Here is a 12,222-nt window from a genome sequence, read left to right on the forward strand (position 1 = left end):
AGTGCCCACACAGATTGCTTGATTCAAATTGTTAAAGAGCGACGCAGCTTTTGGCTGCTGCGGGAGTGGCATTCTACTCAACCGCCTTCTCGAGTCAAGCCTTATTTTCAACGACTTTTCGAGGTTATCGACTCGGGCTTTGCGTTGCCGCTTGCCGTGTCGATGGAGGCGCATTATAGGGAGCGAATTCGTTCTGGCAACCCCTCCCCTGCAATAAAATTGCAAAAAACTGCACTTTTTTAGTTATTCATATCCAAGCACAGCTTTTATACAAACTTATCCACAGAAACCAGCGCCGAATTGCTAGAATGGCCGAAAACAAGGAGGCCAAGATGGACTTGCGACTGAGACCTTACAAGGGAAAACGCCCGCAACTGGGCAAACGGGTATATGTAGACCCCTGCGCCACCCTGGTGGGCGATATCCAGCTGGGTGACGATGCCAGCATCTGGCCCATGGTGGCCGCCAGAGGGGACGTCAACCATATCCGCATCGGTGCGCGCAGCAACATTCAGGACGGCACAGTGCTGCACCTGACCCGTAAGAGTGCCAGCAACCCCGGCGGCTATCCACTGCTGATCGGCGAGGATGTCACGGTCGGTCATAAAGCCATGCTGCACGGTTGCACCATAGGCAACCGGGTGCTGGTCGGCATGGGGGCCATCCTGCTGGACGGGGCCGTGGTCGAAGATGATGTGATGATCGGTGCCGGCAGTCTGGTGCCACCGGGCAAACGGCTCGAGGCCGGCTTTCTTTATATGGGTAATCCCATCAAGCAGGCTCGCCCGCTCAAGCCCGCCGAGATCGCCTTCCTCAAGACCTCGGCCGACAACTATGTGCTGCTCAAGGACGAATACCTGCAAGAGTCCTGAAACACCGTAGCCACAAACAGGAAGCCCAGCATCAGGCCGGGCTTCGCTTCTTATATAGCTATATAGGTGTCGATGACGACTGACAGGGGATCAGTGGGCCTGATCCCAGTTGTCACCGGTGCCCGCCTCGACCACCAGCGGCACATGCAATTCGGCAGCGGCTGACATCTTCTCCTTGATGATGGCGATGTACTCTTCCAGCTTCTCTTCGCGGATCTCGAACACCAGTTCATCGTGCACCTGCATCAGCATGCGGATCGACTCGTCTTCAATCCCCCGGATCCAGCCATCCACGTTGATCATGGCGCGCTTGATGATGTCGGCGGCCGTCCCCTGCATGGGGGCGTTGATGGCAGCCCGTTCCGCCGCCTTGCGCAGACCGGCGTTGCGGGACTTGATGTCCGGCAGATAGAGGCGGCGACCAAACAGGGTTTCGACATAGCCCTGGGCTTCCGCCTGCTGGCGGGTGCGCTCCATGTACTCCAGCACGCCCGGGTAGCGCTCGAAGTAGAGATCCATGTACTTCTGCGCCTCGGCACGGCCGATCCCCAGCTGCTTGGCCAGACCGAAGGCGCTCATGCCGTAGATGAGGCCGAAGTTGATCGCCTTAGCGCTGCGACGCATGTCGCTGGTCACCGCATCAAGTTCAACCCCGAATACCTCTGCGGCGGTCGCCTTGTGGATGTCCTTGCCCTCGGCGAAAGCGGTCAGCAGCCCCTTGTCACCGGAGAGGTGGGCCATGATGCGCAGCTCGATCTGGGAGTAGTCCGCCGCCACCAGCTTGTAACCGGCGCACGGGATGAAGGCCTGCCGAATGCGACGCCCCTGTTCGTTGCGCACCGGGATGTTCTGCAGGTTGGGGTCGGTGGACGAGAGCCGCCCGGTCGCCGCCACCGCCTGGTGATAGGAGGTGTGCACCCGCCCGGTCTGCGGCTTGATCATCAGCGGCAGCTTGTCGGTGTAGGTGGATTTAAGCTTGGCCAGACCACGGTGCTCCATCAGCAGACGCGGCAGCTCATAGGTCTCCGCCAGCTCGGCCAGCACCTCTTCCGCAGTGGATGGCGCGCCCTTGGGGGTCTTTTTGATGATCGGCAGCCCCAGCTTGGTGAAGAGGATCTCCCCCAGCTGCTTGGGCGAGGAGAGGTTGAACTCCTGCCCGGCCAGCTCGTGGGCCTGTTTCTCCAGCTCTGCCAGCCGCACTTCGATCTCCTGGCTCTGCTGATGCAGCAGCTTGGGCTCGATGGTGGTACCGAGTCGCTCCATCCGTGCCAATACCGGCAGCAGCGGCAGCTCGATCTCGCTGAACACCTTGGCGAGGCCCGGCTCGGCAGCAAGCTTGCCCCATAGCGCTTGGTGCAGACGCAGGGTGATATCGGCATCTTCCGCCGCGTAGGGGGCCGCCTGCTCCAGCTCGATCTGGTTGAAGGTGAGCTGCTTGACACCTTTGCCGGCAATGTCCTCAAACGAGATGGTCTCGGCATTCAGATACCTGCGGGCCAGCGAATCCATGTCGTGGCGGCTGGCAGTGGAGTTGAGCACATAGGACTCGAGCATGGTGTCGTAGGCGATGCCCTGCAGCTCGATGCCGTGATTGAGCAGCACGTTGCGATCGTACTTGAGGTTCTGCCCCACCTTGAGGCGGGCCGCATCTTCCAGCAGCGGTTTGAGCTTGCCGAGTACCACGGCCTCGGTCAGCTGCACCGGCGCCCCCAGATAGTCGTGGCCGAAAGGCACATAGGCCGCCTTGCCCGGCTCGATGGCAAAGGAGACGCCAACAATGCGCGCCTCCATATAGTCGAGACTGGTGGTCTCGGTATCGAAGGCAAACAACGGCGCCGCCTGCAGCTGGGCCAGCCAGCCGTCAAACTCGGCCTCGTCCAGAATGCAGCGGTAGTCGGTTTCGATGGCGGCAGCCGGGGCGGCGCCTTCCTCATCACCCTCGGCACCGCTCTCCTCGCCACCGGACTCCAGCTCTTTGATCAGGTTGCGCAGCTCATACTCGCGATAGACCGCCAGCAGGGCTTCCTTGTCGATGGGGCCGAGCTCCAGCTCTTCCAGGCTCTGCTCCAGCTCGACGTCGGTCTTGATGGTGGCCAGCACATAAGAGAGGCGCACCTGCTCCTCCTGCTCGCGGAACTTGTCGGCAAAGGTCTTGGAGCCACGGAAGCCGAGGGCCGCCACCTTGTCCAGATTGGCGGCGATCTCGTCGATGCTGCCGATACCCTGTAGCAGGGCCAGGGCTGTCTTCTCGCCGACACCGGTCATGCCGGGGATGTTGTCCACCTTGTCTCCCATCAGGGCCAGGTAGTCGATGATGAGCTCGGGCGGCACGCCGAACTTCTCGATCACCCCTTCCCGATCGGTCTTCACGTCCTTCATGGTGTCGATCAGGGTTACATGGTCGGAGACCAGCTGCGCCATGTCCTTGTCCCCCGTGCTGATCAGCACCGGCAACTGCTTCTCAGTCGCCTGACGAGCCAGGGTGCCGATCACGTCGTCGGCCTCGACCCCCTCCACCATCAGGAAGGGGAAGCCCATCGCCTTGATCATCTGGTGGATGGGTGCAACCTGGCTGCGCAGATCATCCGGCATGCTGGCCCGGTTGGCCTTGTATTCGGGATAGATGTCGTCGCGGAAGGTCTTGCCCTTGGCGTCGAACACCACGGCCACGTGGCAGTCGGGATACTGCTTGCGCAGGCTGCGCATCATGTTGGCCATGACACGGACGGCGCCGCTCGGCAAACCGGTCGAGGTGCGCAGATCGGCCTGCTGAGAGGCAAAGAAGGCGCGGTAAAGATAAGAGGAGCCGTCGACCAGAATAAGGGGGTTGCTAGGGGCCATGAAATCGTCCTGCCAGAGATAAACAGCCGCTAGGATGCCACAGGGCCCCCCTCACACCAAGAGGGGGGGCGACCCGGCCGAGGGATCCTCATCGACTACCATGCTGTGGATAACTCTGTGCTCAAAAATGGAGTGATTGATGAACCCCAGTGAAACCACTGTGGATAAAAAATGAAAACTGCATACATAACAATGAATTGAGTTCGTTAAAACCGATCACCAGACCGTTGAAATGATCTCGATCAATGTGGAAAAAGTTTTAAGGGAGTAGATACGGCAGGATCCAAAACGAAACAATCCTAGCACAGCAAGATGACTTGACCAGCGGATGGCGAGCGATAACCATACAAAAGTACAACAATCCATCCTGGCTCACATTTTCAACAACGAGGAGTTTTCCATGAAAAAAGTGGCCGTGATTTTGAGTGGCTGCGGCGTCTTCGACGGGGCAGAAATCCATGAAGCCGTCATCAGTCTGCTGGCCCTGGCTCGCCATGGCGCCACCACCCAATGCTTTGCCCCGAACGTGGCGCAACTCCACGTGATCAACCACCTGACCGGCGAGGTGAGTGAAGGAGAGAGTCGCAACGTGCTGGTCGAAGCCGCCCGCATCTGCCGCAGCCAGATAAAGGACGTGGCCGAGCTGGATGCGGCCGATTATGACGCCCTGCTGGTACCCGGCGGCTTTGGCGCCGCCAAGAACCTGTGCGACTTCGCCATCAAGGGAGCCGAGTGCCAGATCCAGCCGGATGTGCTGAAGGCCTGCCAGAGCTTTGCCAGGGCCGGCAAACCGGCGGCCTATATCTGCATCGCCCCGGCCATGATCCCGCTTATCTACGGCGCCGGCACCCTGGCCACCATAGGCCACGATGAGGGCACCGCCAACGCCATCGAGACGATGGGCGGCAGCCATCTCAACTGCCCGGTCAACGAGTTCGTGGTGGATCAGGAGCGCAAGGTGATCTCCACTCCCGCCTACATGCTGGCCAGCAACATAGTGGAGGCCGCGGACGGCATCGAGAAGACAGTCAAGCAACTGCTTGCCCTGTGATCCCCCGCTGCGCCAAGACAAACGGGCCGCTCATGGAGCGGCCCGTTTTCAATTCTCGCGTATAGCGGCGGATTAGATGCTTTCACCCATCTGATCCATCTTGCCCAGCAGGGCACGCAGACGCTCCTGCCATGCAACGTGTTCGTTGCGCAGCTGATGGTTCTCGTCTTGCAGCTTGCTGTTCTGCTCTTTCAGCTCGTCCAGCTCCATCTTCAGCAGGGAGATGTTGTCGACGGCGGATTGTACTTTGGATTCGAGTTGCTCAAGGACTTCTAGTGACATATGCATACCTGTTTGTTCAATTGCGATGCCCCACAAAGGGCGATTCAAGCGCGTGAAGCCAGCATACCCCGAGCACATCGGCACAAACAAGCCAGCACGCTGTAAAATGCGCCTTCCGTAGAGGTATTGTCCAAATATGCGTCTATTTTTCTCGCATCCTGCTCCCCAAGTCGGGGCCAGCTCCGACCATCAGCCGTGCAGGGCGATATAGGCCCCCAGCAACAGGCAGGCGACACCGTACATCGACAGGCCATAACCCAGGTTCCAGCGCAGAATAGACCCCGCACTCAGGTTGTAGCGGGAGGCCAGCGCCAGGTTGGATCCCGAGAGCGGGCTGGTGCCGGTAGCGAGCCCCCACCCCAGCAAAAAGCTCATGCCGAGCAGGCTGGGATCCGGCGCCAGGGGCCAGAGCAGGGGAGCCAACCCCGAGATGCTGATGAGGGGATGCACCCCGACGATGGCCACCAGCAGGATCAGCAGCAGGGTGAGGGAGGCTTCGAGCCAGCCGAAGTGGTTGAAGAACGGTAGCCCGTGGCCGCCTCCCAGATCGATCACCGACAGGGCGCTGTTGATGCCGGCAGCCAGCAGACCCGCCCCGAGAAACAGCACCAGCTGGCCGCCGATGGCAGGGAAGCGCTCCACCACCTGGCGCTTGAGGGCCGCCTTGCGACCGGCGCTTGGCATGAAGATCAGTGCCAGCAGCGGCGCCACCAAGGCGATCACCGCCAGAATGCCGAGCTCTGGCCAGATCTGCTTGATGAGCAGCACCAGCAACGCCAGCGCCACCGGCAGCCCCAGGGTCTGCAGGCGCAGTGGATAACCGGCAAAATCCTGCACGCCGAGGCGCTCCACCTGCCAGGCAGTCAGCCCCATCGCCAACAGGGCGCCGACGATGCCGAAGGGCAGGATCGCCGAGAGCTGCAGGCCGGGAGCGTAGGTGAGCGCCACCGCCATGGCGACGAAGAAGGGGGACCAGAAGGCGGCGGCACAGAAGATCCGGCTCAGCACCATCACCTGGCGCCGCTCCAGGGTGCCGTTGCGTTCCAGTCGATCGCCGATGATGAAGAGCACCGAAAGGTTGATGACGGCCCCCAGCAGGTTGAGGCTGGCCATGGTGCACCACAACCCCTTGCGACCGGGCCAGGAGGTGGTGCCGGTGAGCAGGCCGGAGGTGGCGAGGTTGAGGGTGCTCACCGCGGCAAACATGGTGAGCATGTTGATGTTGGGCAGCAGCCAGTCGCCGGCCTTGAGGCTGGCCCCCTGCGACCAGGCGAAGAGCAACAGCAACAGGGCCGCTCCGTACAGGGCCAGCGCCTGGCGTCTGGCCGCCCCCACCAGCCAGGGCCAGGTGAGGAGAGAGGCTGCCCAGGCCGCGATGGCCGCGGGCCAGGGGGAGAATCCCAGATAGAGATGCAGCAGGTTGAGCAGCCACATCCCCAGGATCAGATAACCTGACCAGCGCTTGGCCATCGAATCGTCTCGGTCAGGGGATCAGAGGCACTGATCCATATCCAGGGAAGGCTTGTCGCACTCCGGGTGGCCCACAATCCTGGCCGGCACCCCGGCCACCGTGGTGTGGGGCGGCACCGGGTTGATCACCACGCTGCCGGCACCTATCTTGGCGCCCCTGCCCACTTCGATATTGCCGAGCACCTTGGCGCCCGCCCCTATCATCACCCCTTCGCGGATCTTGGGATGACGATCGCCGCTCTCCTTGCCGGTCCCGCCCAGGGTCACGCTCTGCAGGATGGAGACATCATCCTCGATCACCGCCGTCTCACCCACCACTATGCCGGTGGCATGATCAAACATGATGCCCTTGCCGATGCGCGCCGCCGGGTGCACATCCACCCCGAACACCACGGAGATCTGGTTTTGCAGATAGAGCGCCAGGGAACGGCGCCCCTGGCGCCACAGCCAGTTGGCGACCCGGTAACCCTGCAGGGCGTGGAAGCCCTTGAGGTAGAGCAGAGGGGTGGAGAAGAGATCGACCGCCGGGTCGCGCTCCTGCACCGCGCATATATCGGCCGCCACCATGGCCAGCAGTTCGGGTTCGCTGCGCAGGGCCAGCTCGATCACCTCGCGCAGGGCGATGGCGGGCATGGTGGCACTGTCGAGCTTGTTGGCCAGCTGGAAGCTGAGAGCCGAACGCAGATTCTTGTGATTGAGAATGGTGGAGTGAAAGAAGCTGGCCAGCATGGGCTCTTCGGCCGCCATGCAGAGCGCTTCTTGCTGAATTTTTTGCCAGGTTTTGGCAACCAGATCATCCATGTGGTGCAACCTACTGTTGTTCGGGGTGAGGACTCTGTTGTTCTTTTATCAGTACCGAGATGGGGTCCATATGGATGATGACATCCATTCGCTCGAATGCCTGGCGTATCGCCTGCTCGGCTTCATCGGCTATCTGATGGGCCTTGACCAGGGGGATCTGATCGTCAAGTTCCAGATGCAACTGAACGAATCGGGTCGGCCCGGATTGACGGGTTCGCAGATCGTGGACGCCGTGAACGCCATCTACGGCACAGCAGAGGGTCATTATTCTCGCTTGTTCTTCCGCTGGCAACTGACGATCGAGCAGCGCCTGCACCGACTCGTAGCCGATATGGACGGCGCCCCACAGCAAAATGCCACCGATCAGCACGGCAAACAGACCATCTGCCCAATACCAGCCCTGCCCCGCCAGCACCAGCGCCAGCAGCACGCCACCGTTGAGCAGCAGATCGGAGCGGTAGTGCAGCATGTCGGCCTTGATGGCCACGCTGTTGGTCTTGCGGATGACAACACTCTGGAAACTGACCAGCAGCAGGGTCAGCACGATGGAACCGACCGTCACCCAGATCCCCGCCTCCAGCCGCAGAATGGGCGTCTGGTTGAGCAGGGAGGAGATGCCGTGCATCACCAGCAACAGGGCCGATCCCGAGATGAACGCCGCCTGGATGAGCCCGGCCAGGGACTCCGCCTTGCCGTGGCCGAAGCTGTGTTCGTCATCGGCGGGAGCCAGCGCATAGCGGATCGCCAGCAAATTGATGATGGAGGCGCTGACATCCATGAAGGAGTCGGTGAGGGAGGCCAGCAGGGTCGACGAGTCGGTCATGATCCAGGCGATCAGCTTGCCGATGATTAGCAGGGTGGCTGTCGCAACCGCTGCCATGCTGGCAAAGGTCACCCAACGGGAATAGTGTTGATGGCTCAAATCCGGCTTTCCTCTGTCGCGTAAAAAATTATTATACCTTCACCCCGGCGTCAGTTTGGCGCGAAAATCTGCGGAAGAACACCCGATGAACAGAATACTCCTGGTCGATGACGATCTTGAATTGACCCAGCTGCTCACCGAAATTCTGACCCTGGAAGGATTTCAGGTCACGGTCGCCGAGGATGGTGAAGAGGGCTTGCAGCGCCTGGCGGAACAACGCTTCAATCTGGTGCTGCTGGACGTGATGATGCCCAAACTGAACGGCTTTGCCATGCTGACCCGGCTGCGCAAGACCCACGACACCCCGGTGCTGATGCTGACCGCCCGCGGCGACAGCCAGGACAGGGTCAACGGCCTAGAGGCCGGCGCCGACGACTATCTGGCCAAGCCATTTGATGATCGGGAGCTGCTGGCGAGAGTGCGGGCCATCCTGCGCCGCACCCAGAATCATCAGCCCCAGCGCGGCCACGGCTCCGACGAAATCCACTTCATGGATATCGTACTGCAACCGGGCCTGCAGCAGGCGTGCTGCGGCGACCAGCCGCTGGAGCTGACCGCCACCGAATTCGGCCTGCTGGAGTGCCTGCTGCGCAACCCGGGCCAGATCATCAGCAAGAGTCACCTCTCGGAACAGGTGCTCGGCAAGAAGCTGGAGCCCTTCGATCGCGCCATCGACATGCACCTGAGCAACCTGCGCAAGAAGTTGCCGGAACGGCTCGATGGCCAGCCCCGCTTCAAGACTGTACGGGGGCGCGGCTATCTGTGGCTAGAACAGGAGTAATCAAGGCGCCCTCGATCAGCGGTCTCTCCACCCAGATCTTCGTCTGGTTCTGGCTGATCCTGCTGGTGATGATGGCCGCCGTCATCAGCCTGCCCAACCTGGATCCGCGCAACCAGCTCCCGTTGCCTGCCCATGAGGTGATGCGGATGCAGCACAACGTGCAGATCCTCAAGGATGCCGCTGACCCGGCGCGGGATTTCGAGCTGGCAAAGGCGATGGAGAAGATCACCATGCTGCCGGTGGACAACGTCTATGTACGCGGTGCCAACGGCCAGATCCAGTCCACCGTCCATCCCCGCAAGTTCGTGGTTCGCTTCATGGTAGATGCCGACAATCCCAACCACCCCATGTTGGGTCACGAGGATCGCAAGGCCATCGCCGGCCCCTTCCTGATGGAGCATCGCGGCCAGCAATACCACGTCTATTTCGGGCTCAACGTCGATACCCCCTATCTGTTCCTGTTCATCCAGATCCTGGATCACCCGATCCGCATCCTCGGGGTCGCCATGCTGGTCAGCACCCCGCTCTGCCTGCTGCTCGCCTGGCGCCTGACCCGCCCCATACTGCAATTGCAAAAAGCGGTCTCCCTGCTGGCTGCCGGCAGCCTGGAGACCCAGATCCCCAACCTCGGCCGGGGTGACGAGATAGGCCAGCTGGCCGACAACGTGAGCCACATGGTGGATACCCTCAAGAGCATGATCCAGAAGCAGAAACAGCTGCTCTCCGACATCTCCCACGAGCTGCGCAGCCCGCTCACCCGGATGCAGCTGGCCCAGGCCCTGATCCGCCGCAAGCAGGGCGACAGCGCCGAGCTGGCGCGAATCGAGTCGGAGATTGGCCGGCTGGACAAGCTGATCGGCGACCTGCTGGATCTGTCGCGGGTACAGCAGCATGTAGAGGCCCCCGTGGTGCAGCCGCTGGCCGAGCTGCTGGAGCCCATTCTGGAAGACGCCATGTTCGAGGCCAACCAGAGCGGCAAGCAGCTGCGTCTGCCGCCACTGCCTGCCGAGTCGCTGCCGATGTGGCCCGAGCTGCTGGCACGGGCGGTGGAGAATCCCCTGCGCAACGCGCTCAAATATGCCCGTGAATTCATCAAGGTGGAGTGGTATCGGGAAGGGCGGGAGTGGGTGATGATCATCCGCGACGACGGCCCAGGCGTGCCGCCAGAGCAGCAGGAGCAGCTGTTTCTGCCTTTCTTTCGGGTCGACGATGCCCGCAACGCCAAGACCGGGGGCACAGGGCTCGGGCTCGCCATCGCCTCGGAGGCGATCCATCGCCACGGCGGCACCATCCAGGCCAGCAGCAACCAGCCGACCGGACTAACCATTACCATCCGCCTGCCCATCGCCTGATCTTTTCAACGCCACGGGCGCTGGGTATGCTGGCGCCCTTTCCGTCCCAGCAGGAGCCCTGCCATGCTCGATATCGTGCTCTACCAACCCGAAATTCCGCCCAATACGGGCAACATCATCCGGCTCTGTGCCAACACAGGTTACCGGCTGCACCTGATAGAGCCGCTGGGGTTCGAGTGGGATGACAAGCGGGTGAAGCGGGCGGGACTCGACTATCACGAATTTGCCGAGGTGAAGCGCTGGCCGAACTTTGAAGCCTTCCTGGCGGCGGTGGCGCCGAAGCGGGTGTTCGCCTGCACCACCAAGGGGCGCACCGCCCACTCGGCGGCCCAGTTTGCCTTGGGCGATGCCCTGCTGTTCGGCCCCGAGAGCCGCGGCCTGCCTGCGGATCTCATCGAGAGCCTGCCGTTCGAACAGCGGCTGCGCATCCCCATGCTGCCCCAGAGCCGCAGCATGAACCTCTCCAACGCCGTGTCGGTGTTCGTCTACGAAAGCTGGCGCCAGCTGGGCTACGAAGGCGCCCTCTAAGGTTGGAAAATCAGTGGCGGGCGTCGAGCAGGCGGCCGCTGCGCTCCAGTTGCCAGCACAGGAACCCCAGGGTCAGACCGCGCCCCACCATGAGCGCGGCCATCGCCGCCCACAGGGCAGCCACGCCCCACGACTGGGTCAGCCACCAGACCGGGAAGAAACCGCCGAAGACCGCCAGCAGCATGCTGTTGCGCATCTCCTTCGCCCGGGTGGCGCCGATAAAGACCCCGTCCAGCAGGAAGCACCAGACCGCCAGCAGCGGCATGGCCACCAGCCAGGGCAGCTGGCCATTGGCCGCAGCCACCACCTCAGGGATATCGGTGATCCGGCCGATAAACTGGCTGCCCAACAGGGCAAATCCCAGGGTAAATCCGGCCGCGATCAGGGCGGCCCAGCCCAGATTGAGCAGGATGGCCTCCCGCAGCTTCTGGCGATCCCGCTGGCCGATGGCGCGGCCCACCATGGCCTCCACCGCGTAGGCAAAGCCGTCCAGCCCGTAGGAGATCAGCATCAGGAAGTTGAGCAGTACCGCATTGGCGGCCACCGCCACGTCCCCCAGCCTGGCCCCTTGCAGGGTCATGAAGGCAAAACAGAGTTGCAGGCAGAGCGCCCGCAGGAAGATATCCCGGTTCAGCCCGAGCAGTCGCTTCAGGGGGGCGAGCCGCCGCCAGCGCTGCCAGCCGTCCTGCCACACCTCGGGCAACAACTGGCGCAGATGGTGGCGAACCAGCCAGATACCAACCGCCAGCGCGCCGTAATCCGCCAGCACCGAGGCCGCTGCCACGCCGCGCACCTGCCAGCCCAGCCCCAGCACGAACAGGGCATCCAGCGCCATGTTGACTAGATTGGTGAGGATCAGCATCACCATGGGACTACGGGCATCCTGCATTCCCAACAACCAGCCCATGAGCACCAAATTGCACAGCGCCGCCGGCGCGCTCCAGATCCGCACCGCCACGTACTGGCCGGCATAGAGCTGCACCTCGGCAGAGCCGCCACTCAGAGCGATAAGCCAGGGCAGCAGGGGAAAGAGCAGCACAAGCAGCCCCAATCCCATGACGATGGCTAACCCCAACGCCCGCACCAGGGCATCGAGCTGGGCGCGCTGATCGGCGGCGCCATGGGCCTGGGCCGTGAGCCCGGTCGTGGACATGCGCAGGAAGCCGAGCAGCCAGAAGATCAGGTTGATGAGGGTCGAGCCGACCGAGACACCGCCGAGAAACCAGGCCTCGCCGAGATGACCGATCACCCAGGTGTCCACCAGCCCCAGCATGGGGGTGGTGATGTTGGAAAACACCATGGGCAGGGCGAGGGCAAAGACG

Annotated in this window: 12 protein-coding genes; 6 read left to right on the top strand and 6 right to left on the bottom strand. The window is 62.1% G+C overall.

The window, feature by feature from the left end; genetic code table 11:
* Both ACB034_RS20320 and ACB034_RS20325 read left to right on the top strand, forming a co-directional pair.
* The coding region (locus ACB034_RS20320) for a hypothetical protein (RefSeq protein ID WP_371173612.1) at positions 1 to 243 on the top strand (243 nt) is incomplete at its 5' end.
* An 89-nt stretch (positions 244 to 332) separates the two neighbouring features.
* The gene (locus ACB034_RS20325; protein WP_371173613.1) at positions 333 to 872 is read left to right on the top strand and encodes a gamma carbonic anhydrase family protein; all 540 of its coding nucleotides are present in this window, start codon (positions 333 to 335) and stop codon (positions 870 to 872) included.
* Positions 873 to 962: 90 nt separating this feature from the next.
* Here ACB034_RS20325 and polA read toward each other — a convergent pair whose 3' ends face one another.
* Complete coding sequence (polA, locus tag ACB034_RS20330) at positions 963 to 3,713, bottom strand: DNA polymerase I (protein WP_371173614.1); 2,751 nt, start codon at positions 3,711 to 3,713, stop codon at positions 963 to 965.
* A gap of 400 nt (positions 3,714 to 4,113) precedes the next feature.
* Here polA and elbB point away from each other — a divergent pair, with 400 nt between their 5' ends.
* Entirely contained in the window at positions 4,114 to 4,764 is a 651-nt protein-coding gene (gene elbB, locus ACB034_RS20335) for an isoprenoid biosynthesis glyoxalase ElbB (protein WP_371173615.1), read from the top strand.
* Positions 4,765 to 4,836: 72 nt separating this feature from the next.
* Here the strand turns inward: elbB and ACB034_RS20340 are convergent, their stop codons facing one another.
* From ACB034_RS20340 to ACB034_RS20355, 4 genes are all read right to left on the bottom strand, one after another.
* Positions 4,837 to 5,046, bottom strand: a complete 210-nt coding sequence (locus ACB034_RS20340; protein ID WP_005307594.1) for a cell division protein ZapB — start codon at positions 5,044 to 5,046, stop codon at positions 4,837 to 4,839.
* A 189-nt stretch (positions 5,047 to 5,235) separates the two neighbouring features.
* Positions 5,236 to 6,516: a hypothetical protein gene (locus ACB034_RS20345; RefSeq protein WP_371173616.1), complete on the bottom strand. Its 1,281-nt coding sequence runs from the start codon at positions 6,514 to 6,516 to the stop codon at positions 5,236 to 5,238.
* Between the two features lie 21 nt (positions 6,517 to 6,537).
* The gene (cysE, locus tag ACB034_RS20350) at positions 6,538 to 7,317 is read right to left on the bottom strand and encodes a serine O-acetyltransferase (protein WP_124238642.1); all 780 of its coding nucleotides are present in this window, start codon (positions 7,315 to 7,317) and stop codon (positions 6,538 to 6,540) included.
* Between the two features lie 10 nt (positions 7,318 to 7,327).
* Entirely contained in the window at positions 7,328 to 8,239 is a 912-nt protein-coding gene (locus tag ACB034_RS20355) for a cation diffusion facilitator family transporter (protein WP_201943097.1), read from the bottom strand.
* Positions 8,240 to 8,324: 85 nt separating this feature from the next.
* Between ACB034_RS20355 and ACB034_RS20360 the strand changes: the two genes are divergently transcribed.
* From ACB034_RS20360 to trmL, 3 genes are all read left to right on the top strand, one after another.
* The gene (locus tag ACB034_RS20360) at positions 8,325 to 9,020 is read left to right on the top strand and encodes a response regulator (RefSeq protein ID WP_026457439.1); all 696 of its coding nucleotides are present in this window, start codon (positions 8,325 to 8,327) and stop codon (positions 9,018 to 9,020) included.
* The gene (locus ACB034_RS20365) at positions 9,002 to 10,372 is read left to right on the top strand and encodes an ATP-binding protein (protein WP_216993295.1); all 1,371 of its coding nucleotides are present in this window, start codon (positions 9,002 to 9,004) and stop codon (positions 10,370 to 10,372) included. Before ACB034_RS20360 ends, ACB034_RS20365 begins: the two co-directional genes overlap by 19 nt.
* Before the next feature lie 63 nt (positions 10,373 to 10,435).
* The gene (trmL, locus tag ACB034_RS20370; RefSeq protein WP_042072469.1) at positions 10,436 to 10,900 is read left to right on the top strand and encodes a tRNA (uridine(34)/cytosine(34)/5-carboxymethylaminomethyluridine(34)-2'-O)-methyltransferase TrmL; all 465 of its coding nucleotides are present in this window, start codon (positions 10,436 to 10,438) and stop codon (positions 10,898 to 10,900) included.
* 10 nt (positions 10,901 to 10,910) lie between these two features.
* Here trmL and ACB034_RS20375 read toward each other — a convergent pair whose 3' ends face one another.
* On the bottom strand, positions 10,911 to 12,200 hold the full coding sequence (locus ACB034_RS20375) for an MATE family efflux transporter (protein WP_082037538.1): 1,290 nt from the start codon (positions 12,198 to 12,200) through the stop codon (positions 10,911 to 10,913).
* Positions 12,201 to 12,222: the final 22 nt, after the last annotated feature.

The organism is Aeromonas sp. S18(2024) (assembly GCF_041402525.1).
GTDB lineage: Bacteria > Pseudomonadota > Gammaproteobacteria > Enterobacterales > Aeromonadaceae > Aeromonas > Aeromonas enteropelogenes.